At 69.0% G+C, this 23,047-nt stretch carries 18 protein-coding genes and 1 pseudogene; 11 read left to right on the top strand and 8 right to left on the bottom strand.

From position 1 onward, the window contains the following. Position 1: 1 nt before the first annotated feature. Together ACFCV3_RS40470 and ACFCV3_RS40465 are read left to right on the top strand one after the other, a co-directional pair. Positions 2–1,321: a DUF58 domain-containing protein gene (locus ACFCV3_RS40470; RefSeq protein ID WP_376040207.1), complete on the top strand. Its 1,320-nt coding sequence runs from the start codon at positions 2–4 to the stop codon at positions 1,319–1,321. 115 nt (positions 1,322–1,436) lie between these two features. Beyond that, positions 1,437–1,985: a hypothetical protein gene (locus tag ACFCV3_RS40465; RefSeq protein ID WP_376040204.1), complete on the top strand. Its 549-nt coding sequence runs from the start codon at positions 1,437–1,439 to the stop codon at positions 1,983–1,985. Positions 1,986–2,802: 817 nt separating this feature from the next. Here ACFCV3_RS40465 and ACFCV3_RS40460 read toward each other — a convergent pair. Together ACFCV3_RS40460 and ACFCV3_RS40455 are read right to left on the bottom strand one after the other, a co-directional pair. Next, the gene (locus tag ACFCV3_RS40460; RefSeq protein WP_376040202.1) at positions 2,803–3,351 is read right to left on the bottom strand and encodes a TetR/AcrR family transcriptional regulator; all 549 of its coding nucleotides are present in this window, start codon (positions 3,349–3,351) and stop codon (positions 2,803–2,805) included. Between the two features lie 66 nt (positions 3,352–3,417). Continuing rightward, positions 3,418–5,019 (bottom strand): hypothetical protein, encoded by a 1,602-nt coding sequence (locus ACFCV3_RS40455; protein WP_376040199.1) that lies wholly within the window; start codon positions 5,017–5,019, stop codon positions 3,418–3,420. 199 nt (positions 5,020–5,218) lie between these two features. Here ACFCV3_RS40455 and ACFCV3_RS40450 point away from each other — a divergent pair, with 199 nt between their 5' ends. From ACFCV3_RS40450 to ACFCV3_RS40430, 5 genes are read left to right on the top strand one after another with little or no spacing between them, the layout of a single operon-like run. Next, positions 5,219–6,643, top strand: coding sequence for an MFS transporter (locus ACFCV3_RS40450; RefSeq protein WP_376040196.1), 1,425 nt, complete (start codon positions 5,219–5,221; stop codon positions 6,641–6,643). Between the two features lie 16 nt (positions 6,644–6,659). Further along, positions 6,660–6,989 carry an MmcQ/YjbR family DNA-binding protein gene (locus tag ACFCV3_RS40445; protein ID WP_376040194.1) on the top strand — a complete coding sequence of 110 codons (330 nt, stop codon included), beginning with the start codon at positions 6,660–6,662 and terminating at the stop codon, positions 6,987–6,989. Positions 6,990–7,036: 47 nt separating this feature from the next. Then, entirely contained in the window at positions 7,037–8,722 is a 1,686-nt protein-coding gene (locus ACFCV3_RS40440; RefSeq protein WP_376040192.1) for a DUF885 domain-containing protein, read from the top strand. Then, the gene (locus ACFCV3_RS40435) at positions 8,719–9,909 is read left to right on the top strand and encodes a Maf family nucleotide pyrophosphatase (RefSeq protein ID WP_376040189.1); all 1,191 of its coding nucleotides are present in this window, start codon (positions 8,719–8,721) and stop codon (positions 9,907–9,909) included. The genes ACFCV3_RS40440 and ACFCV3_RS40435 overlap by 4 nt, the downstream gene beginning before the upstream one ends. Then, positions 9,902–11,380, top strand: a complete 1,479-nt coding sequence (locus ACFCV3_RS40430) for a hypothetical protein (RefSeq protein ID WP_376040186.1) — start codon at positions 9,902–9,904, stop codon at positions 11,378–11,380. Before ACFCV3_RS40435 ends, ACFCV3_RS40430 begins: the two co-directional genes overlap by 8 nt. Before the next feature lie 25 nt (positions 11,381–11,405). Here the strand turns inward: ACFCV3_RS40430 and ACFCV3_RS40425 are convergent, their stop codons facing one another. The 3 genes from ACFCV3_RS40425 to ACFCV3_RS40415 all read right to left on the bottom strand — a co-directional run bounded on the left by ACFCV3_RS40425 (position 11,406) and on the right by ACFCV3_RS40415 (position 13,832). Then, on the bottom strand, positions 11,406–11,600 hold the full coding sequence (locus ACFCV3_RS40425) for an acyl-CoA carboxylase subunit epsilon (RefSeq protein WP_376040183.1): 195 nt from the start codon (positions 11,598–11,600) through the stop codon (positions 11,406–11,408). A gap of 13 nt (positions 11,601–11,613) precedes the next feature. Continuing rightward, a complete protein-coding gene (locus tag ACFCV3_RS40420; protein ID WP_376040180.1) occupies positions 11,614–13,191 on the bottom strand; it encodes an acyl-CoA carboxylase subunit beta in 1,578 nt (525 codons plus the stop codon). 170 nt (positions 13,192–13,361) lie between these two features. Continuing rightward, a complete protein-coding gene (locus ACFCV3_RS40415) occupies positions 13,362–13,832 on the bottom strand; it encodes an SCP2 sterol-binding domain-containing protein (RefSeq protein WP_376040177.1) in 471 nt (156 codons plus the stop codon). Positions 13,833–13,897: 65 nt separating this feature from the next. Between ACFCV3_RS40415 and ACFCV3_RS40410 the strand changes: the two genes are divergently transcribed. The 3 genes from ACFCV3_RS40410 (at position 13,898) to ACFCV3_RS40400 (ending at position 18,049) form a co-directional block, all read left to right on the top strand. Next, complete coding sequence (locus tag ACFCV3_RS40410) at positions 13,898–14,524, top strand: TetR/AcrR family transcriptional regulator (RefSeq protein WP_376040174.1); 627 nt, start codon at positions 13,898–13,900, stop codon at positions 14,522–14,524. A 100-nt stretch (positions 14,525–14,624) separates the two neighbouring features. After that, the gene (locus ACFCV3_RS40405) at positions 14,625–17,252 is read left to right on the top strand and encodes a phosphoenolpyruvate carboxylase (protein ID WP_376040171.1); all 2,628 of its coding nucleotides are present in this window, start codon (positions 14,625–14,627) and stop codon (positions 17,250–17,252) included. After that, the gene (locus ACFCV3_RS40400; RefSeq protein WP_376040168.1) at positions 17,252–18,049 is read left to right on the top strand and encodes a biotin--[acetyl-CoA-carboxylase] ligase; all 798 of its coding nucleotides are present in this window, start codon (positions 17,252–17,254) and stop codon (positions 18,047–18,049) included. Before ACFCV3_RS40405 ends, ACFCV3_RS40400 begins: the two co-directional genes overlap by 1 nt. Before the next feature lie 96 nt (positions 18,050–18,145). Here ACFCV3_RS40400 and ACFCV3_RS40395 read toward each other — a convergent pair whose 3' ends face one another. After that, complete coding sequence (locus tag ACFCV3_RS40395; protein ID WP_376040166.1) at positions 18,146–19,540, bottom strand: OFA family MFS transporter; 1,395 nt, start codon at positions 19,538–19,540, stop codon at positions 18,146–18,148. A 159-nt stretch (positions 19,541–19,699) separates the two neighbouring features. Here ACFCV3_RS40395 and ACFCV3_RS40390 point away from each other — a divergent pair, with 159 nt between their 5' ends. Then, complete coding sequence (locus ACFCV3_RS40390) at positions 19,700–20,290, top strand: PH domain-containing protein (RefSeq protein ID WP_376040163.1); 591 nt, start codon at positions 19,700–19,702, stop codon at positions 20,288–20,290. Here the strand turns inward: ACFCV3_RS40390 and ACFCV3_RS40385 are convergent. Then, positions 20,277–22,007: pseudogene (locus ACFCV3_RS40385) on the bottom strand (hypothetical protein). The gene ACFCV3_RS40390 and the pseudogene ACFCV3_RS40385 sit on opposite strands and share 14 nt — an antisense overlap. 401 nt (positions 22,008–22,408) lie before the next feature. Further along, positions 22,409–22,966 carry a GtrA family protein gene (locus ACFCV3_RS40380; RefSeq protein ID WP_376040160.1) on the bottom strand — a complete coding sequence of 186 codons (558 nt, stop codon included), beginning with the start codon at positions 22,964–22,966 and terminating at the stop codon, positions 22,409–22,411. Positions 22,967–23,047: the final 81 nt, after the last annotated feature.

Below are 23,047 nucleotides of genomic sequence, written 5' to 3'. Positions count from 1 at the left end.
CATGAAGTGGCAGCCGACGCACGCGCACGTCCGCGTGATCGTGGTCGCTGCGGTGCTGCTCGTCATCGCCGTGCTGATGCGGCGGCCCGATGCCGCGGTGTTCGGGTTGCCGCTGGCGTTCGTTGCGGTGTGGGGACGGTTCTTCCGGCCGCGCGCAGAGCCTGAGGTGCGCACCGAGCTCGATGCGGATGTGCTGTTCGAGGGACAGGCAACGACGTACCGGCTGCGGGTCCAGGGGACGGTGGATCCGGATATCGATCTGATCGTTGCGGCCCTGCCACGGTCCAAGTGGTTCGACTACTCACCTCGCCAAGCCGCCGTTGCTGAGCCTGTCGGACGGCAGACCGGCGAGGGCGAGCCTGAGGTGTCGCTGGAGGTGGGGGTTCGGTCCAAGCGGTGGGGGCTGCGGGCCTTGGAGAAGCCGACAGTGGTGGCGACCTCGGTGCTGGGGGCGTATCGGATCCGGGTGACGTCGGCTGCTGCGTCGACGGTCACGACGTTGCCGTTGCGGGAAGGGTTCGAAGCGGTGGATTCGGTGCCTCGGCCGGCCGGTCTGGTCGGGCTGCATCGGTCACGGCGCCCGGGCGAAGGGACGGAGCTGGCCGGGGTCCGGCCGTTCCGGACCGGTGACCGGTTGCGTCGGATCAACTGGTCGGTCTCGGCGCGGACCCGCGAGCTGCACGTCACCTCGACCTGGTCGGACCGCGACACCGAGGTGGTGATCCTGCTCGACACCGGCGGCGAGATCGGGGTCAGCGAAGGCATCGACGGCCGGTCGAGCAGTCTCGACACCGCCGTCCGCGCGGCCGCCTCGATCGCCGAGCACTACCTGCGGCACGGCGACCGCGTCCGCCTGGTCGACACCGGGAATCTGGTGCGCGGAGTTCGCTCCGGCAGCGGACGCGGTCACCTGCGCCGCATCCTCGACGCACTCGTCCACGCCGACCGCCGAGGCCGCCAGCCGGACCGCGACCAACTCGCCCAGCGGAACCGGATCAAGTCCGACAGCCTCGTCCTGGTGCTGAGCCCACTCCTCCGCCAGGTCGTCCTCGGCTACGTCGTCACCCTCGTCCACTCCGGCTGCACCGTCATCGCCGTCGACACCCTGCCCCCGGACGTCGTCTCGGTCCTCGACCTCGACGAACACGACAAACGCTCCTGGCCCCTCGCCTGGCGCCTCCGCCTCCTCGAACGCCGCCGCGAACTGGACCGCCTCGGCGACCTCGGCGTCCCCACCGTCCCCTGGCGAGGCTCCGGCACCCTGGACGAAGTCCTCCGCGACGCCGCCCGCCTAGCCTCCGCCCCAAGGATGCGCTCGTGACTCTGCTGAATGCCACGCCTCCGGCGCGGCGGGTCACGGGGCCTTGGTTCCCGCCCTTCCCTCGTCCCTCCAGTCGCTTCGCTCCCTACGCTCCTCAGTCCAGGACGGGGGCCCCATGACAGCCGCCGAGAAGTTGACCCTGTGGTTGGCGCAGTTGCGCGATACCGGTCGTGGCGTGCTGGTGGCGCGACTGACGATCGCGGTCGGCGGAGCGGTGGCGATCGTGGTGCCGGGGACAGCGGGGTGGGACCAGCTGGATCTGGTGCCGCTGCTGGCGATTCCGTTGCTGGCGGCAACTGTCATCCTCCCCGACTCGCTGGCCGGTGTGCTGCTACTGCTGACGGTGACGCTCGGGTGGCTGGTCCGAGCACCAGCCGAGATCAGCTGGCAGTTGGTCGTCACCGGGATCGCGGTAGTGGTGACCCACCTGGCCACCGCATTCGCCGCGCAACTACCGTCGTACGTCCGAATAGAGCGCCGAGCCCTCCGCCGCTGGATGCTCCCCGGAGCGATCGCCGTGATCATCACGCCGGCAGTAGCCATCGCCGCAGCCCTCGTGCAAGGAGCGAACGTCCCCGGCTCCCTACTCGTCACAGTCGGCGCACTCGTCCTGGCAACAGTCACCATCTGGTTCACCGCCGGCCAACGCCTGAGCCGCGACTAACCCCCTCCCGGTACGACGCGCGCCACCACCCGGTCTCCCCTGAGTGTGAGCGGACATCCAGCCAACCTCACGCAGTTCCGCGCGCACGCGTTCGGCGAGGGAACTGTGGTCGCCGCGCTCGTGCGGACCCCAGGGCCATCACAACTGCCTGCCGCCGTCCCTGCTCCGCCTAAGCACAGGCGCCGCGGGCAATTGTGATGGCCTGGCGGTCCGCCCACCGCGTCGGTCGCTCCACGTGGCCCGACCGCCGACCGCAGCCCGTCAACCCCAGACACGTGGACCGACCGCCGACCGCAGCCCGTCAACCCCCAGGCAACGTGAACCGACCGCCGACCGCCCGGAATTGGTTGGAGAGGCTGGGGAGTCGTCGCTGTCGATCGGGGGTGATTGGTTCCCCTGCCCAGCCAGGTACCCCCAACCCGATCTCGAATGTCAGGGGATATCCGTCCGAGTTGCCCCTCCTCAGCTCGTATACGGCGTGAGAAGGAGCAACACCAACGGATATCCGTTGGTGTTGGCGGGGCGGGCGTGGTGGGAGCGGGTGAGACGGGGCGGCACGGTGGGACGGGCAGGCGGGGACGGGCCGTGCGGGCGTGCAGGGCGTGTGTCGTGCGGGCGTGCGGGCGTGCGGGGCGTGCAGGCGCGCGGGGCGTGTGTGCGTGCGGGCGCGCGGGCGCGCGGGGCGTGTGTGCGTGCAGGCGCGCGGGCGTTGGGGCGCGCGGAGCGTGTGGGGCGTGCGGGCCGCGGAGCGTGGGGTGCGTGCGGGGGCGCGGGGCGTGCGGGCGGCGCGTGGGGGCGTGCGGGTGGGTGGTGAGGGTTAGTTGGTTTGGATGGTGAGGGTGGATTTTAGTTCTTCGGCCCAGGGGGCGGGGTGGGGGTTGGGGCCTAGGACCTGCATGGCGGAGAGGACGGTGAGGAGCATGCCGGTGCTGAGGAACTCGCGGGCTTCTTGGGGGGTGGCGCCGGTGAGGTCTCGGATGAGGTTGTAGATGCTGCCGAAGCGTTCGCGGACGCAGTCGCCGATGTCGGGGTCGGCGCTGGCGGAGAAGCCTTGGAGGAGGACGAGGAGGAGTTCGCGTTCCTCGGACATTTTCTCGTAGCCGCGGGCGAGGCTGGCCAGGTCGGGGGACTCGAGGGCGGCGTCGCGGAAGACCTGTTCGATCCGGGTGCAGACCCAGCGGACCGAGGCCAGGAAGAGTTGCTGTTTGGTGCCGAACAACCGGATGACGTACGGCTGGGAGACGCCGGCGAGGCGGGCGATCTCGTCGGTCTTGGTGCCTTGGTAGCCCGAGGCGGCGAAGGCCAGGACGGCGGCCCGCAGCACCTCCTCGCCGCGCTCGGCGGCGGTCAGCCGTACTCTCGTCATCCGGTCCTCCGTCAGTAGCGCGCGATCACCCCGCCAGTGAGGTTATCAGTCAATGCATACAACGGTTCAGCGGTGCCGGTCCAGGTACTGCGCCTGGTACAGCGACGGCGGGACCAGGCCCGGGCGGTTCGCGCCCTCGATGTAGCCGGCGGGCTGGGGGAAGGGGCCGTCGCCGGTGATCACGCCTCGGCCGCCGATCGCGTAGTTCTGGGCGGTCGGTGGCTTCTGTACGACGAGTTTGGCGGTACCGGTGTCGCAGTTCCAGCCGACCGAGTGGGAGGTCGCCCAGCCGTGGCCCGTGCCGTAGTCGCCGCGGTTGTAGATGCCGAGGACGAGGTCGACCTTCGGTGCGATGTCGCAGTGGTTGTCCCAGAGCAGGCCCTGGCTCCACCGCCGGTGGCCTTCACTCGAGGCGAGCGCGCCCTCCGATGTGCCGCGGAGGAAGACGATGCCCGAGGCGCTGCTGGCGCCGTTCGAGATGAACGCGTGCCGGGCCTTGCTGGCGTAGCAGTCCACGAACAGCACCTGCTGTGAGAACGACTCGCAGTTGAAGTTGTAGCGCAGTCCGCCGGTGATGACCGAGGCCGGATCCAGCGCGCGGCAGTTGCGTACCGTGACCCGCGTGGCTTCGGTCGTCTCGACCCCGGCCTTCGCGAAGTGCAGGAAGGTGCTGTCGCGCACCCACGCATCCTCCACCTGGCGAACCTTCACGCCGACCCAGGCGTGCGCCTCGTCGGCATCCGGGTCACCCGCGAACTGGATGTCGATCCGCAGGCTCTCCACGCCGACGCCGGTCACCAGGCCGGCGCGGTCCCAGACGTACAGGTAGGACTGCGAGCGGGCGCGTCGCAGGTGCTCGAAGATCGGTACGTCGACCGTCACCGTGTTGCCGCGGATCGAGCGGATGAAGCGGTTGTACGTGATCGGTTGGCTGTCGACCGTCCAGCCGGCGTCCTTCGCCGTACCGCCGTAGTCGACGGAGGCGAGCCAGGCCTCGGTGCACGGGTGGATGATGACGATGTTGTCGCCACGCTTCAACCCACTCGCATCGGCGACGTCGAACGATCGCGACCCGACCTGCACCCAGTCGCTGGTGATGTCGGTCCGGGTGCCGGCGACCTCACCGCGCCAGCCGGTGCTGACCGACCCACCGAGTACGACGACATCGCGCGCCACCGGGGTGTTGCCGGTCGCCTGGATCACCGTGTTCTTCGCCGGATCCGCACCGTCGCCGGAGCCACGCAGTACGACGCCGGAGCGGTTCACCCGTAGCGTTCCGGCCACCGGGTAGTTGCCGGGGGCAAGCAGTAGCGCCCCGCGGAAGCCGTTGCGGTCCGGCGTGCGCAGGCCGATCTCGTCGATCGCCGCCTGCAGGTGCGCGGTGTTGTCACCCTCGATGGGCTGCACGGTCTTGACCGTGCGGACGTGCGGGATCGGGCTGTCGCCGTTCTTGTACCCGGCGTGGCTGAAGTCCGGGATCCGGTTCCCCTCGGCGTCGGCGGTGTAGACCAGCCGGTACTTCGAGTCGTACCGGACCCGCTCGGACTGCCAGAGCCGGCCGGTGGGTGACGCGGTGGCCTGTTCTAAGCCTAGGGAACCGAGTGCGGCCGCTCCGACCGCTGCTCCTCCGGCTCCGAGCACACTGCGTCGCGTGAAGAGGTTGGTCATCGAGCACCTTCCTGATGGCGGAATCAGGTGGCCATAATGCGGCCGGCCCACCGCCTTGGCAAGCGCTTACCGAAACATTCAGAACAAATTCCCGTCAAGCGGAACTCGACAGCCGAAGCGACCGGTTGACAAGTTATCAGTCGATGCATACCTTGCTGAGGAGACTTGTTATCAGTGAATTACAACTAGGAGCTGGCAGATGACGTCGACCGCTCTCGGCGAGCAGGTACCGGTCGCCGCGGCGCCGGGCCGGAAGCGCGGGATGGCCGCGGTCCTGGCCGCCGTCGGAATCCCGACCTTCATGGTCACGCTGGACAACCTGGTCGTGACGAACGCGCTGCCGGTGATCAAGACCGAGCTCGGCGCCTCCCTGGCCGACCTGCAGTGGTTCATCAACGCGTACACGCTGTCCTTCGCCGCCCTCCTGCTGACCGCGGCCGCGCTCGGTGACCGGCTCGGCCGGCGCCGGATGTTCCTGGCCGGCATCGTGCTCTTCACGCTGGCCTCGGCCGCCTGTGCGTTCGCGACCGAACCGTGGATGCTGATCGCGGCCCGTGCGATCCAGGGCGTGGGCGGTGCCGCGGTGATGCCGCTGGCGCTGACCCTGCTCGCCGGTGCGGTGTCCGACCGGCAACGGAGTGCGGCGATCGGGATCTGGGGAGGTATCTCCGGGCTCGGTGTGGCGCTGGGCCCGGTCGTCGGCGGGGCTGTGGTCGAAGGACTCAGCTGGCAGTGGATCTTCTGGCTGAACGTGCCGATCGGCGTCGTCGCCGTCGTGCTGGTCGCCCGAGTGCTGCCCGAGTCACTGGGAGCGAAGCAGCGCCTGGACCTGCTGGGGCTGCTGCTGGCGAGCGCCGGTGTGCTGTCGGTCGTGTGGGGTGTGGTGAACGGTGCCGATGACGGCTGGACCTCCGGTGGCGTGCTGGGTTCGCTGATCGCCGGCCTGCTCCTGCTGGTCGCCTTCGTGGCCTGGGAGCGGCGAACGCCCGCGCCGATGCTGCCAATGCGCCTGTACCGGGTGCGTTCGTTCGGCGTGGTCAACGCGGTGTCGTTCACCTTCTCGCTCGGTGCCTTCGGGTCGGTCTTCCTGCTGGCACAGTTCTTCCAGGTCGTGCAGGGCTACAGCCCGCTGGAGTCCGGGATCCGCACGATGCCCTGGACGATGGTGCCGATGGTGGTCGCACCGATCGCCGGGCTGATCGTCGACCGGGTCGGGCCGCGCGTGCTGATCGGCAGCGGTCAGGTGCTGCTGGCCGTGGGCCTGGGTTGGATGGCGGCCGTCACGACGGCCGACGTCACCTACGGCGCGTACGTCGTCCCGTTCGTGCTGGGCGGAATCGGGATGGGGCTCACGTTCGCACCCTCGGCGAGTGTGGTGATGAACGGAATGGCCGAGGTGGATCGCGGGGTGGCCTCCGGCACGAACGCGACCATTCGCGAGATCGGCGTGGCGATGGGCGTCGCCGTACTGGCCTCGGTCTTTGCCTCCGCTGGTTCGTACGAGACCCCCGAGCGGTACGTCGAGGGCCTGGTGCCGGCGGTCTGGACGGGAGCCGCAGTGGTCGCGGTCGGCGCGGTTGTCAGCCTGCTGCTACCCGGTCGTCGCAGAGTTGTCGGCGGCTGACTCTAAGGTTGTCGGCGTGCTGGACGCTGACGACGTACGACGGATTGCGCTGTCCCTCCCGGAGACTCGGGAGAAGCAGCGGTGGGGGCATCCGACGTTCGATGTGGCCGGGCGGATGTTCGTGACGGTGCCCGACGACCAGACGTCGTTCGCGGTGCGGTGCCCGCAGCTGGAGCGGGGCGAGCTGATCCTGGCCGAGCCGGACAAGTTCTGGGTGCCTCGCCACGAGGCGGGGTCGAGCTGGGTCCGCGCCCGGCTGGCCGCGCTCGAGGACGAGGGCGAGCTGCGGGACATCCTGCTCGATTCCTGGCGCCAGGTGGCCCCGCCGGAACTGCACCCCGGCTAAGCGAAAACGGCAGGATCGCAGTCCTCCCCCGAGGTAGGGTCGGGCGTGTGACTGATGCGACCGACAGCCCGATCGACAAGCTCTCCGAGAGCTACCTCGAGGAATACATCGCGCTCGATCCGACCGAGGCGACGTTCATGGGCATCGAGGGCCACGACCACGAGCTGCCGGACTGGACGCCGGCCGGGTACGACGCCGTCCTCGAGCTGACCCGGCGGACGCTGGCGCAGGCCGCCGCGATCGAGCCGGCCAGTCCGCGCGAAGAGGTGGCCAAGGATGCGTTCGTCGAGCGGCTCGGCCTCGAGCGGGAGATGCACGAGGCCGGCGTACCGCAGCACCAGCTGAACGCGATCTCGTCGACCCCGGCGCACCTGCGGCAGGTCTTCGACCTGATGCCGACCGCGAGTGCCGACGACTGGGAGCGGATCGCGATCCGGCTCAACCTGGTGGGTACGGCGCTCGATGGGTACCGCGAGACGGTCCTCGACCAGGCTGCCCAGGGCAGGGTCTCGGCGCAGCGTCAGGTGCTGGATCTGGCCGGCAAGATCGCCACCTGGACCGACCCGGCCGGTGACGACTACTTCGGCGGTCTCGCGAGGCAGGCCCCGGAGAGCGCGATCAAGCCCAGCGTGACGGCCGCCGCGGAGTCGGCGCGCAAGGCGTTCGCGGAGTTCGGCTCCTGGCTGACCGCCGAGGTGGCGCCCCAGGCGCCGGCGCGGGACGCCTGCGGTCGCGAGGTCTACCAGCTCGCCTCGCGGAGCTTCCTCGGTGCGACCATCGATCTCGACGAGACCTACGCCTGGGGCTGGCAGGAGCTGGCCCGCATCGAGGGCGAGATGCAGCAGATCGCCGCCGGCCTGAATGGTGGCGACCGCAACATCCAGGCCACAGCCGCGCTGCTCGACGCCGACCCGGCGCGCAAGATCCACGGCAAGGACGCATTCCGGGACTGGATGCAGCAGCTGTCCGACCAGGCTGTCGCCGAGTTGGCCGGCAAGCACTTCGACGTACCGGACTCGATCCGCACCCTGGAGTGCATGATCGCGCCGACGTCGGACGGGGCGATCTACTACACCCCGCCGAGCGAGGACCTGACCACGCGGCCGGGCCGCATGTGGTGGGCGGTGCCGAACGGTGTCGACGACTTCGCCACCTGGCGTGAGGTCACCACCGTCTACCACGAAGGTGTGCCGGGCCATCACCTGCAGTGCGCGCAGACGATGCTGCGTACCGACCTGCTGAACCGCTGGCAGCGGATCGCCTGCTGGGTCTCCGGCCACGGCGAGGGCTGGGCGCTGTACGCCGAGCGTCTGATGGAGGAGCTCGGTTACCTGGAGGACCCGGGTGCCCGCTTCGGCATGCTGGACGCGCAGGGCTTCCGGGCCGCGCGGGTGATCGTTGACATCGGCATGCACCTCGAGCTGGAGGTCCCGCGGGACAACCCGTTCGGCTGGCGGCCGGGTGAGCGCTGGAACGCGGAGCTCGGGTTCGAGTTCCTGCGGGCGCACAGTGGCCTCGAGACCGAGTTCCTGAAGGCCGAGCTGAACCGGTACCTCGGGTGGCCGGGGCAGGCGCCGTCGTACAAGGTGGGCGAGCGGTTCTGGCTGCAGGCGCGCGAGGAAGCCAAGCAGCGCAAGGGATCCGCGTTCGACCTGCGGCAGTTCCACTCCGACGCGCTCAACCTCGGGTCGATCGGCCTCGACCCGCTGCGCCGCGCGCTGGCCAAGCTGTGAGGTTCGTTCTCGCGTCGCAGTCGCCGGCGCGCCTACAGACCTTGCGGAGTGCCGGAGTCGAGCCGGAGGTGATCGTCTCCGGGGTCGACGAGGACAACGTCACCGCGGAGAGCCCGGGGGAGCTCGCCCGGCTGCTGGCAACGCTGAAGGCACGAGCCGTCGTGGCCGAGCTGGACGATCACGCGACTGTGCTGGGTTGTGACTCGGTGCTGGAGATCGACGGGGTCGCGTACGGCAAGCCCGGTACGCCGGAGATCGCGCGCGAGCGGCTCCGGGCGATGCGCGGGAAGTCCGGCGTACTGCACACCGGGCACTGCCTGTTCGACACCAACACCAAGCAGGAGTTGCGCGAGCTGGCCTCGACGAAGGTCTACTTCGCCGACATGACCGACGACGAGATCGACGCGTACGTCGCCACCGGCGAACCGCTCGTGGTCGCCGGCTCGTTCACCGTCGACGGCATCGGCGGTCCCTTCGTCACCGGTATCGAGGGCGACTACCACAACGTCGTTGGCCTCTCGCTGCCGCTGGTGCGGACCATGCTCGCTCAGGTCGGTATCGCCTGGCCGTCGCTGTGGGCACCGCCCAAGAATCGCCTTGAGTACAACGAGTCCGAGGCGGCCCGGTACGACGACAGTCGTGGTGGCGTGGAGCGTGCGCAAGCTGCGGCTCGGGCAGTCGGTGAGCTGCTGCCCGCGGGTTCGCAGCGCGTACTGGAGCTGGCTGTCGGCACCGGAATCGTCGGCGCCGAGCTCGTTGCTCTAGGCAACCTCGTGCACGGTTTCGACCTCTCCACGGCGATGCTGCAGCACGCCAAGGTCCGCCTGCCCGGCCACGTCGCGGCCGCCGACGCAACCCGGCTCCCGGTCGCAGACCGCCGTACCGACGCAGTCGTCGCGATCTGGCTCCTGCACCTGCTCGACGACAGCGCCCCGATCCTCGCCGAGGTCGCCCGCATCCTCCGCCCCGGCGGCGTCTTCCTCACCACCACCGAGAAGAACGAAGTCACCCGGTACGCCGATGGCCGCGAGCCGAACACCACCCGCGCCCAGGACTCGCTCACGCGCCTGGTCGCCGAAGCCGCCAACCACGGCCTCCTCCTCGACGGCGCGACCACGTTCCCCGGGCCGGCCTATCCGTCCGGCGGGATCCCGGTCTATCCGCTGGTCAGGTTCCGCCGTGCCTGAGTACGTCGACGGTGTCCGGCTGCTGCACAGGCCCGCTGAGCAGAAGCACACCGAGATCACGCTGACGTTCGCCGCCGGCGCGCAGGACGAGACGCTGCGGACGATCGGCGTCGCGCATGCCCTGGAGCACCTCGTGATGGGAACCGTCCGCCGGATCCCGATCGAGATGAACGCCGAGGTCGACGTACAGACGACCTCGTTCACGGCGTCCGGTTCGCCGGCCCGCGTCGGGGAGTTCCTCGAGCAGCTCTGCCACAGCCTGACGGCTCCGCCGGTCGACCGGCTCGCGCTCGAAGCCGGCATCCTCGCGGCCGAGGACGGACACGCCGCGCATCCGGTGGTCGCCTACCTGATGCACGCGCTGCACGGCGCCCAAGGACCGGGGCTGCTGTGGCTCGAAGGGCCTGGGTACGACGGCCTCACGGGCGATCACGTGCTCACCTTCGCCCGCAGGTGGTTCGTCGCCTCGAACGCGATCCTGGAGGTGACCGGACCGCTCCCGGACAACCTGCGCCTGCCGCTGGATCCCGGTCCGGCTCCGGCACGGCCTGACTTTCCGCGGCGCGCTTTCGGCGGGCCCGTGGTCGTCGAGTTCGGCATCCCGGCGGCCGGCCTCGCACTGACGCTGCCGATGGAAGACCCGGCCCGGCGGTCGGCCCTCACGATGTATGTCCTCGCCGAGCGGATCGAGGAACAATGCCGGCACGTGGGCGGCCACAGCTACGTGATCGACGGCGACCTGGTGATGCGCCCGGACGGCGCGGGGGACTATGTCGTGTACGCCGAAGCCCGTGACGGCAGCGAAGAGGCGGTCGCTCGCATTGTTGCCGAGGCGCTCAGTGACCTGGCCGCGCACGGCCCGACAGAGTCCGAGCTGAGCTATCAGATCGATCGGTGGCTGGAGCGTCTGGAGACTGATCCGGCTGAGGCGCAGCCCGACCGCCACAACGCGGTCGGCGCGTTGTTCGGCCTGCCCACACGCGATCCCGTCGATGTGGAGGCCCTGCGGAAGGTCAGCCCTCAGGAGATCGCTGCCCTGCTCACAGCGGCGCTGCCGACCGCGATCGGGTACACCTGCGAGGACACGAGCGGCGTCTGGCAACAGTCCGGGTTCCGGCTCACTCCCGCCTGCCCGGTGATCGGGGAGCTGCCGGCCGGCAAGGTTTTCAAGCCGCCGCTCTTCGCTCGCGCCTTCGTCAAGGAAGCTCGCGGGATGGAATGGGTGCAAACCGCCGACAGCCTGGTACTGCGCGACGAGGACGGCATCCACGAGATCCGGTTCGACGCGATCGCCGGTGTCGAGCGCGGCGACGACGAGGTGCCGACGGTCGTGTACGGCATCAACGGTTGCGCGATCCCGGTGGACACGGACATGTTCCGCGGTGCGAACGACGTACTCACCGAACTGCAGCGGCGGGTGCCGGCCAGTTTGTGGTTCGACCCGTCCAAGCTCCGCCCGGCCGACGACTAGGTCACTCGGGACTAGGCCACTCGGGTCAGGGGTGGGCGCTGGCGCGCCACTGGCCCGGGCCGGGGTGGAAGGGCTGGCGGGCGTTGCGCCAGTACGTCGCCCAGTTGCTGGCGCGCTCGGTTTCGGCGGGAGCGTCGGTGGTGGGACGGGCGGCGAGGACTGCTACCAGGGCGGCGAGTTCCTCGGGGGTCGGGTCGCCCTTCAGGATCTGCAGGTTCATCAGGGGTCTCCGATCAGAGCGGGATGTTGCCGTGCTTCTTGGGCGGCAGGGTGTCGCGTTTGGTGCGGAGCAGGCGGAGGCCGCGGACGATCTCGGCGCGGGTCTCGCTCGGCCTGACGACCGCGTCGATGTAGCCGCGCTCGGCTGCGACGTACGGGTTGGCGAGCTGGTCCTCGTACTCGGTGATGAGCTCCTGGCGGCGGGTCTCGGGGTCCTCGGCGCCGGCGAGTTCGCGGCGGTAGAGGATGTTGACCGCGCCCTGGGCGCCCATGACGGCGATCTGGGCGGTCGGCCAGGCCAGGTTGATATCGGCACCGAGGTGCTTGGAACCCATCACGTCGTACGCGCCGCCGTAGGCCTTGCGGGTGATCACGGTGATCATCGGGACGGTCGCCTCGGCGTACGCGTAGATCAGCTTGGCGCCGCGGCGGATGATGCCGTTCCACTCCTGGTCGGTGCCGGGCAGGAAGCCGGGTACGTCGACGAAGGTCAGGATCGGCAGGTTGAACGCGTCGCAGGTGCGGACGAAGCGGGCCGCCTTCTCGGAGGCGTCGATGTCGAGGGTGCCGGCGAACTGCAGCGGCTGGTTCGCGACCACGCCGACCGGGCGGCCCTCGACCCGGCCGAAACCGACGATGATGTTCGGCGCGAACAGCGTCTGCACCTCGAGGAAGTCGCCGTCGTCGACGACCGACTCGATCACGGTGTGCATGTCGTACGGCTGGTTCGGCGAATCCGGGATCAGCGCATCCAGCGCGAGGTCGATCTCGCTGGGCTCGAGGTCGGCCGGGGCGTCGTACACCGGCGGGTCCTCGAGGTTGTTCTGCGGGAGGTGGGCGACGAGCGACTTCACCCACTCGATCGCGTCCTCCTCGTCGCTGCCGAGGTAGTGCGCGTTCCCGGACTTGGTGTTGTGCGTCCGGGCGCCGCCGAGCTCCTCCTGGGAGACGTCCTCGCCGGTGACGGTCTTGATCACGTCCGGGCCGGTGATGAACATGTACGACGACTCGTCGACCATCACGGTGAAGTCGGTGACCGCGGGGGAGTACACCGCGCCGCCGGCACACGGGCCCATGATGAGGGAGATCTGCGGGATCACGCCCGAGGCCCGGACGTTGCGGCGGAAGATCTCGCCGTACAGGCCGAGGCTGACGACACCCTCCTGGATCCGCGCGCCGCCGGAGTCGTTGATGCCGATCAGCGGGCAGCCGATCTTCATCGCCAGGTCCATCACCTTGACGATCTTCTCGCCGAAGACCTCACCGAGGCTGCCGCCGAAGACCGTGAAGTCCTGGGCGAACACGCAGACCTGACGGCCGTCGATGGTGCCGTAGCCGGTCACCACGCCGTCGCCGTACGGGCGGTTGGCCTCCAGCCCGAAGCTGGTCGACCGGTGCCGGGCGAACTCGTCGAGCTCGGCGAACGACCCCTCGTCCAGCAGCAGCGCGATCCGCTCCCGGGCGGTCTTCTTGCCCCGGGCGTGCTGCTTCTCCACCGCGCGCTCCGATCCGGCGTGCACCGCGTCGTCGAGCCGCTGCTCGAGGTCCGCGATCTTGCCGGCGGTGGTGTGGATGTTCACCGTCTCTCCCATGACAGGGCAGCCTACGCGTCAGTAGGCCGCCGTGCCTGTGACGTCGGCCGCAGCGCGTTGCGTAACGTCCGACGATCCGGAGACCGCCCCTGCGGGTTCTTCGGACGTTAGCGAAGAGGCTGACGTAACGTCCGACGATCCGGAGACGGTGCCTGTGGGTTCTTCGGACGTTAGAGGGGGCCTACGGCGAAGATTTTGGTGAGGCGGGCGGCTAGGGCCAGGTCGCCGCGGACGGAGAGGCGCTGCTTCAGTACGGCGTTCACGGGGTCTTCGTTGCCGGTGACCACGCGGAGCAGGGTGGCGGGGTCGGTGCGGATCGAGATGTCGGGCTCGGCGGCGGCGTCGAGGAGTTCGCACCGGCCGTCGCTGACGCGGATCCAGAAGGCGTCGCAGTCCTCGGGACCGCCGGCCCCGGTGATGTGCCAGGCGACGACGGCGTCGAACCCGGCCGCCCGGGCGGGCCGGAGGTACTCCGGCATCCGCCGAAAGATCTCGCGCAACGCGATCTCTCGTACTCCCCCGATGAGTCGATGCCGAAGCTCCCGCTCCGATGTCCGGTCCACCAGCCGGGCCAGCTCACACGCGTCAAGACCCGCGAGCCCGGCCGAATCCAGCCAGCCGGCACTTCCTCGATCGGTCATCGACCACCCCCGTGGCAGTTCCTACCGGACCGTAGGAATTTCCCCTGATCTGGTAGCTTTGTCAAGTGGTCGAGCCCTCCGACAAACGCCGGCGGGCAGCACATCTGGGGCCGGAGCGACGACGGCCGATGTTGCTGGACGCCGCCCTCACGGTCTTCTCCGACAAGGGCTTCGCCGGGACGACGATGCAGTCGGTGGCGGAAGCGGCCGGCGTGACCAAACCGGTGGTCTACGACTCCTTCGCGAATCGCGACGAGCTGTTGCTCGCCCTGCTGGCCCGCGAGGAGCAGCACCTGGTCATCTCGATCGTGGCCGCGCTGCCGGCCGACCCGACCGTCGGCACTCCCGAGGAGCACGTGCTCGACGGCCTGACCGCCTTCCTCACCACCGCCGCGGAGAATCCGCAGTCCTGGCGGATCGTCTTCGGAGCCCAGTACGGCGCCGCTCCCGTGGTGGCCGATCGGGTCCGCGCGGCCCGTGCATTCCTGGTCGAGGGATTGCGGCTGACGCTGCTGAAATCCCTGCCCGGCGTGACCGACCCGGACGCCAACCTCCCGGTCCTTGCCGAGCTGCTCGCGTCGATGACCGAAGCGTGCGCCCGGATGCTCGTTGTCGACGGCACCGACCGCACCCCGGCCGAGCTGGCAAAGGTCGTCTCCCAGGTCGTCGGCGGCGGTTTCGGCAACGTGTGAGTGACGTACTGTCAAGTAGCGTGAGAAACGGTCACGATAGGCATCCAGTTGGCGGACTTGGCAGGGCGTGAGCTGGGTGCGCCCGCTAGGGTGGGCGAACGTGACCGAGACCGGTAGTGAGACCCGTACCCGCGCGCGGTTCGAGGTGCCCGAAGAGCTTCGGGCCGACGTTCGTCTGCTGGGTGAGATCCTCGGCAAAGTGCTCGTCGAGTACGCCGGTCAGCCGCTGCTCAACGATGTCGAGCGGCTGCGTGAGCTCACGATCGCAGGCGACGGTCTGGCGGCCGAGCAGTTGGTCGCGTCCTGGCCGCACGAGCGGGCCGAGGACGTCGCCCGCGCGTTCAGCTGCTACTTCCACCTCACGAACCTGAGCGAGGAGCTGCACCGCGCCCGGGTGCTCCGCGAGCGCGACCGCGACGACAACGCGCTGGTCACCTCGGAGCTGGCCCAGGCGGTCGAGCAGATCTCCCGCGACAGCGGTGAGCAGCAGGCACGCGCGTTGCTGACCGGGCTGGAGTTCCGCCCGGTGCTGACCGCGCACCCGACCGAGGCGCGTCGGCGCGCCGTACTGGCGACGATCCGGCGGATCACCAAGCTGCTGGAACAGCGCCACGACCCGCGGGCCGGTGACAGCGAGCTGGCCGAGAACCGGCGCCGCCTGATCGAGCAGGTCGACATCCTCTGGCGGACGGCACAGCTGCGGGAGAGCCGCCCGTCGCCGCTGGACGAGGTGCGCTCGGCGATGGCCGTGTTCGAGGAGACGCTCTTCGACGTGGTGGGCAATGTCTACCGGCGCCTCGACGACGCACTGGCGGGCGAGGGCGCCGGTCTGCGGCAGCCTGTGGTGTCCCCGTTCGTCCGGCTCGGTTCGTGGATCGGTGGCGACCGCGACGGCAACCCGAACGTCACCGCGGCGATCACTCGCGAAGCAATGCAGATCCAGGCCGACCATGTGCTTAGGGCGCTCGAGCTGGCGACGGACAAGCTCGGCCGGGCACTGACTCTCGACGCAGCGACCACTCCGCCGTCCGCGCCGGTACGGCGGATCCTGGAGGACGCTCGGGCGGTGAACCCGGAGCTGATCAGCGATATCGAGGAGCGGTCCCCGTCCGAGCCCCATCGGCAGCTCCTGTTGCTGGCAGCCCGCCGGTTGGCCGCTACCCGCGCCCGTGATGCCGACTTCGGTTATCCGCGAGCCGCAGACTTCCTGCATGAGCTGAAGGTCCTCCAGGACTCGCTGGTCTCCGCAGGCGCACCCCGCCAGGCCTACGGCCATCTCCAGCAGCTCATCTGGCAGGTGAACTCGTTCGGCTTCCACCTCGCCGAGCTGGAGGTCCGTCAGCACTCCTCGGTGCACGCCAAGGCGCTCGAAGAGGTGCTCGGTGGCGGTGAGCTGTCCGACCAGACCGAAGAGGTCCTCGCGACCCTGCGGGTCATCGGGCAGATCCAGCAGCGCTTCGGCCCCGAGGCCTGCCGCCGGTACGTCGTTTCGTTCACCCGGAACGCCGGTGACCTGGCAGCTGTCTACGAGCTGGCCGATGCGGCTCTGGACGGCCGTCCGATCGAGCTGGACGTCGTACCGCTGTTCGAGACCGGCGAGGACCTGCAGAACTCGGTAGAGGTCCTCGACAACGCCATCCAGCTCACCCGCGTCCGGCACCGCCTCACGGCGAACGACCGCCGCTTCGAGGTCATGCTCGGGTACTCCGACTCCGCCAAGGACGTCGGCCCGGTGTCGGCCACGCTGGCCCTGTACGACGCCCAGGCGCGGATCACCGCGTGGGCACAGCGCAATGCGATCCGGCTGACCCTGTTCCACGGCCGTGGTGGTGCCCTGGGTCGCGGTGGCGGTCCTGCGAACCGTGCGGTGCTGGCACAGGCCCCTGGCTCGGTGGCTGGTCGCTTCAAGCTGACCGAGCAGGGCGAGGCCATTCCGGCTCGCTATGGCAACGCACCGATCGCCCAGCGGCACATCGAGCAGGTGACTGCGGCAACGCTGCTGGCGTCCACTCCGGCGATCGAGGAGCGGGCCGCCGTGGCTGCGGATCGCTTCGCGGTGATGGAGAAGACGCTCGACGAGGCGGCGCGTACGGCGTACCACCGGCTCGTGAAGGCGGATGGCTTCGCGGAGTGGTTCGGCCGGGTGACTCCGCTGGAGGAGCTCGGGCAGCTGCCGCTCGGGTCCCGACCGGCCCGTCGTGGTGTCGCAGTCTCGTCACTCGAAGACCTGCGGGCGATCCCGTGGGTATTCGCGTGGTCGCAGGCTCGCGTGAACGCACCGGGCTGGTACGGCCTCGGTTCTGCGCTCGCCGCGGTCGACGACGTCGCCGTACTGCAGGATGCGAACCAGAACTGGCCGCTCTTCCAGGTGATGCTGGAGAACGCCGAGATGTCGCTGGCGAAGACCGACCGCCGCATCCTCAGCCGCTACCTGGAGCTGGGCGACCGGTCCGACCTGACCCAACTGATGCTCGACGAGCACGCCCTGACCACCGAGTGGGTGCTCAAGGTGCTCAAGCAGGAGCGACTGCTCGCCGGACGCCGCGTGCTAGGCCGTGCGGTCGAGCTGCGGAACCCGTACGTCGACGCCCTCAGCTACCTGCAGTTGCGCGCACTGCGGACGCTGCGGACCGATGACTCGCTCACCGAAGCGCAGATCGTCCGTACCCGACGGCTGCTGTTGCTGACCGTCTCGGGCGTTGCCGCCGGTCTGCAGAACACCGGCTGATGTTCGATGACCTGGAACGGCCGCCACTCGACGCACGCTATCTGAGTGGGCGGCTGGTGCGTCCCGGCTCGCTGTGGACGCAGATCGACGTACTGGCCGACACGCCGTCGACCAACGCAGACGTGGCCAAGGCTGCGGCTGATGGCGCCGCCGAGGGCCTTGTGGTGCTGACTGAGTACCAGTCTGCTGGCAGAGGCCGGCTCGGGCGCACCTGGACGACGCCACCGCGTTCTGCACTGTTGATGTCCGCCCTGCTGCGTCCAACCGCAGTGGACCCAGCGCACTGGCCGTGGCTCGGTTTGCTGGTGCCGTTGGCGGTGGCTGCGGCAGTGCGGCGGGTGGCGGAGATTCCGGCGCAGGTGAAGTGGCCGAACGACGTACTGGTCGAGGACCGAAAGCTGGCCGGCATTCTGCTCGAGCGGATCGAGGGGCCGGCCGTCGTCGTCGGCTGCGGTCTGAACGTGACCCTGCGCGAGTCGGAGAAGCCGCATCCCGCGGCGACCTCGCTGGCACTGGAGAACGCGGCCACGACCGACCGGGTCACCGTGGCGGCCGCCGTACTGCGTGAACTCGAGTCCCGCTACCGGGTCTGGCTGGATGATCCCCGCGCGCTCCTACCCGAGTACAGGGAGCTGTCGGCGACGCTAGGCCGAGCTGTCCGGGTGGAGCTGCCGGACGGCACCTTCCTGGAAGGCACTGCCCGCGACCTGGCCGACGACGGCCGGCTGATCGTCGACACCCCCGACGGTGAGCGAACACTCGCCGCCGGGGACGTCACACACTTACGAACTAGCTAGTGAACAGCTTGGCTGCGGTGATCAGGGTCTGGATCACGCCGTAGCCGAGCAGTACGGCGACGAGCAGCCAGGAGATCACCAAGCGCGGGGTCTGGTTCATTTCGCTGCCTCCACGCTGGTTGCGGACTTCTCGTGGAACTTCGCTGCCACCGGCCGGATCAGCAGGTTGGCGATGAAGCCGATGGCCAGTACGCCGACCATCGTGAACAACGCCGGCCGGTAGGCCTCGGCGGTCAGGGTGCCCGGTTTGCCCTCGCGGTCGAGGAAGCCGTTCACGATGAGCGGACCGGCGACACCGGCCACCGACCAGGCGGTGAGCAGCCGGCCGTGGATCGCGCCGACCTGGTAGGTGCCGAAGAGATCCCGCAGGTACGCCGGGACCGTGGCGAACCCGCCGCCGTAGAACGACAGGATGACGGCCGCGAGCAGCACGAAGATCGCGGTGCCGTTGTGGCCGATGGTCGCCAGCAGGAAGTAGGCGATCATCCCGATCCCGAGGTACATCGCGTAGATCGGCTTGCGGCCGATGACGTCCGACGTGGACGACCAGACGAACCGGCCGGCCATGTTGAAGATCGACAGCAGACCGACGAAACCGGCCGCGGCCGCGACAGCGACCGTGGACTTGCCGTCGCCGCCGCGGAAGAAGTCCTGGATCATCGGGCTGGCCTGCTCGAGGATGCCGATCCCGGCGGTCACGTTGCAGAGCAGGACGACCCACAGGCACCAGAACTGCGGGGTCTTGATCGCGTTCGCGGCCGAGACGCTGGCCGTGGTGACGAGTGCCTTCGACTTGACCGTCGCCGGGTCGAACCCGTCCGGTTTCCACCCTTCGGCGGGGACCCGGATGTTGAAGACCCCGAACATCATGATCAGGAAGTAGGCGACGCCGAGCGTCAGGAACAGGGCGACCAGGGCGCCGCCGTCGGCGAGCGACTTGCTGTTGTTCGGGTCGTAGCCCGAGTCGTACAAGCTGAGCAGCTGGCGCGACAGCGGGCTGGCGACGAGCGCGCCACCACCGAAGCCCATGATGGCCAGGCCGGTGGCCAGACCCGGCCGGTCGGGGAACCACTTGATCAGAGTCGAGACCGGGGAGATGTAGCCGATTCCCAGCCCGATGCCGCCGATCACGCCGTACCCGAGGTAGAGCAGCCAGAGCTGGCCGGTTCCGATGCCCAGGGCACCGACCAGGAACCCGGTGGCCCAGAAGCAGGCCGACACGAACATGGCCTTGCGCGGACCACTGCGTTCGACCCAGGTGCCACCGATCGCGGCGGACAGGCCCAGCATCACGATCGCGATACTGAACACGACACCGACCGAGGTCAGGCTGGTGTCGAAATGCGCCACCAGCGACGTCTTGTAGACGCTGGTGGCGTACGCCTGGCCGATACACAGATGCACGGCGAGCGCGGCCGGCGGGATCAGCCACCGGCTGTATCCCGGGGGCGCGACCGTGTGCTCCCGGTCGAGTACCGACAAGATGCCCATCACGGCTCCTTCTCCAGAACTGCGTTTGTCAGTTCAAACGTGTGTATCCCTCGCGCATCCTCGCCGACCTGTATGCAATTTGTGAAGAGTTGTATTACCTCCTTTGCCCTTTCGTGTCGGCGGAGGACAACGGCCCCTGCGAGCTGTGAGACTGGGGCCATGGCGATCTCGGCGAAGTTGTTGGGTGAGGACGAGTACGTCGTCGTCAGCACCCGGACGCACTGGAAGGCACTGATCTTCCCGGTGTTCCTGCTGCTCGTGGTGGCCGGTGGCGGCGGTTTCCTGGCGGCGATCGTGCCGCCCGGGGACCTGCAGACCCCGGCCCGGATCGCGATCCTGGCGGTCGGCGTGGTGCTGCTGGTGGCGTTCGCGGCCAAGCCGTTCCTGAACTGGTTCTTCTCGACCTACACGCTGACGAACCGCCGCCTCATCACCCGGCACGGCATCCTGACCCGGACCGGCCGTGACATCCCGCTGATGCGGATCAACGACGTCTCCTACGAGCACCACCTGATGGACCGCATCCTCGGCTGCGGCACACTCCACATCGAGTCGGCCGGTGAGCGCGGTCAGGTGGTGCTGCCCGACGTACCGCACGTCGAGCATGTCCACCTGCAGATGTCCGACCTGCTCTTCGGCGGCCCCGAGGGCAAGCCCGGCGACGGAATCCTCGACGACGAGCAGCCCCCGGAGCACCAGCGCCGCAAGCAGCAGCCGGACGACGGCGAGACGCTGTTCAAATCAGACTGACGGGGGCTTCCGGTCCGCGGTTGGAGGTCGCCGCAATCGGTACGACGGCGAACGTGCGGCCGCGGGACAGGTCGACAGCCTCCGCGAAGAACACGTCCCGGCTCACCCGTCCGAGCCAGTAGAGCCCGGAATCGGTCTGCTGGAGGACGTCGTACGCGACGGCGTCGCCTTGCAGTGACCAGCTGAAGCTGAGATTCCGGGCGCCTTCGTCGCGCACCGCGAGGTCGCGAACCTTCCGCGGCCGGTCCCGCAGGTCGCGGGCATCGGCGAGGACGATCTTGCCGACGTGGCCGGAACCCTCGCTCCACAAGGAGATCCGGGCGATCCGGTCCGCCCGCGGCCCGAACGATCCGAGGTGCTCTGTCCATCCCTCGCGCTGCCCGGCCGGGAGCAGCCGGGTCCACGAGACCTTGTCCGGTGTGCTGCGCCACGTCACGCCGATCCGCAGCTTGGACAGACCGGAGGCCATCACCTGTACGGCGGTCGCGCCGTGCTGCGTGAGGTCGGTCTTGAACAGGTGGATCGCGCCGGTCCCGGACACGGCCAAGCTGTGCGCACCTTCGTACGCCGTACTTTCGTCAAGGCTGACCGTCAGTCCGTTGGTCCAGTACTGCCAGGTCAGCGCGCGATCCGCACAGCCCTGGTTGTCCCAGCCGGTATCCCGAATCTCCTGGCCGGCCAGGAAGAACCTGCTCCCGACCCCGATCTGGAAGCTGGTCGCGATCGGGAGAGCGCCGTACGGCGACCGCTCGACGATCGCGTGCGCGACGCCGTCCCAGCGCTTGTAGTTGAGCACGTCGGTCCGGTACGGCGGTGTGCGTTCCTCGAGCCGCCCGGATGTCGTGGGGTTGCCGGTCGGACCGGACCAGAAGCGCTGCTCAAGATCGCGGTACGTCGCTCGGCCGGCCGGAGTCGCGGTCAGGCCCTGACCGGCGGCGGTCGCCCAGATCTGGTTCTCGACGAACAGCGCCCAGGAGGTCGGGGGAGGCGTGAGATCGGTGAACATCTCGCGCGGGTTGAAGCCGCCCATCTGATGCTCGGCCCCGGCGAACACGACCTTGTGCGGATCGAATCCGGCAGCGGTCGCGGTCCGCGCGCTGCCGGTCAGGGCAGGGTCCACCCGCGGCCAGTCGTAGTTGAGGAAGATCGAGTCGACGCCACCGCTCAGCCAGCCGACGTTCTACGCGTTGAGCTCGTTCTGGTAGTCGAGCGTGCCGTCGGGCAGCACGGCGTCGTAGTACTGGAGGTAGAAGTCCGGATCGGTCTTCTTGAGGTAGAGGAACAGTTTGCGCAGCTTGTCCGCCTGCGCGGCGGTGATAGATGCTTCCTGGTTGATGAACAGGCCGTCGAAGCCGAAGTACCTCCGCAGTTCGATCAGCTTGTCGGCGACCGGGAAGGAGCCGTCGGGACGCTGTTCGAGGAACGCGTCGAAGTTCGCCTGCGTGCGCGGCCAGAACCAGCCGCCGATCGCGCGGGCGCCGTTCTTGTGCGCGGCCTCGGTCCAGCCCGGGTTCGGCAGGTCGACGACGCCGTAGTACCGGCCGGGTGCGCTCGGATCCTTGACGACCTCGTCCGGGACCGACGGCAGCACCTGACCGTGCCAGGTGCCCCAGATGTCGATGTACGGCCAGAACCGGTGCGTGTAGACGTGGTCCTCGAGACCGATCGGCTGGTTGCGGCCCTCGTAGATCGAGCCCGCGTCGTCGTGGCTCAGCATCGACAGCTGTACGGCGGGGTCCAGGTGGGGGTGGGCCTGCGTGGGCGCGAACGGCGCGATCCGCGGCGCACGCGGGATCAGGCAGCGCAGGTGCCGGGCCCAGGGATGGGTCGCCGGGTCGAACTCCAGCAGGTCCGGCGCGTTCCACCCGTACGTCGACGGGCCCGGTGGGATCCCGCCGCTGCCAGGTTTCGGCGCGGTTCCCGTTGCCGCCGCCGCTGGGCCGGTGTGCCCCAGCGCGGCTGCCAGGCCGGCTCCGGCCACCGTGATGAACGTCCTTCGTGACAGATCGGTCATGCCCCACCTCTCGCCTCACGTGTGCTGGACCGGAACAGATATACCGGTTTAGTTAGCTCACGAAAAGGGCTCGGCGATCTCGCCGAGCCCAAGGCGCGCGGTCGTCAGCGGACGACCGGTAACTCCCCGGTGTCCGGGTCCAGCTTCCTGGCCGGGTCCGCGTGTTCCGGGTGCTCGATCTCGTCGAGCAGGATCTCTTCGCGGAAGACGAACTTGCGGTACGACCAGAATCGGAAGAGCGTGCCGAGACCCAGGCCGACGAAGTTCGCGGCGATGTTGTCGGACAGCCAGGTGTGCAGGTCGAGCACGTAGCGCGAGAAGGCCAGGCAGCCGGCCGCGATCAGCAGGCCGACGCCGTTGAGCACGAAGAACAGCACGTACTCACGGTGCAGGCCGCTGCGCTCGCGGTGCCGCCACGTCCAGTACCGGTTGCCGAAGTACGTCGCGAGGGTGGCGACCGTGGTGGAGATCAGCTTCGCGGTCAGCGGCTTGTGGTGCAGCATGCCCACGCCGGAGTCCGCGAGCACCAGCGGGTTGGCGAAGACCAGCCAGTTGTAGATCGGCAGGTCGACGACCAGACCGAGCAGACCGACCAGACCGAACTTGGCCACTTCGTGCACCAGGTGCTCGACCTGGCGGTACAACTTGGTGACGAGCTTCAACGGTCTCCGGCACTTTCTGTGATCAAGCCGCAACGGCGGGGGCTGTCCCACGGTACCCGGCGACCGGGCCCGCTCCGAAAT

The sequence above is a fragment of the Kribbella sp. NPDC056345 genome, assembly GCF_042262745.1.
Classification (GTDB): Bacteria; Actinomycetota; Actinomycetes; order Propionibacteriales; family Kribbellaceae; genus Kribbella.
The sequence above is the reverse complement of the archived record's forward strand: the minus strand, read 5'-3'. Positions and strand labels throughout refer to the sequence as shown.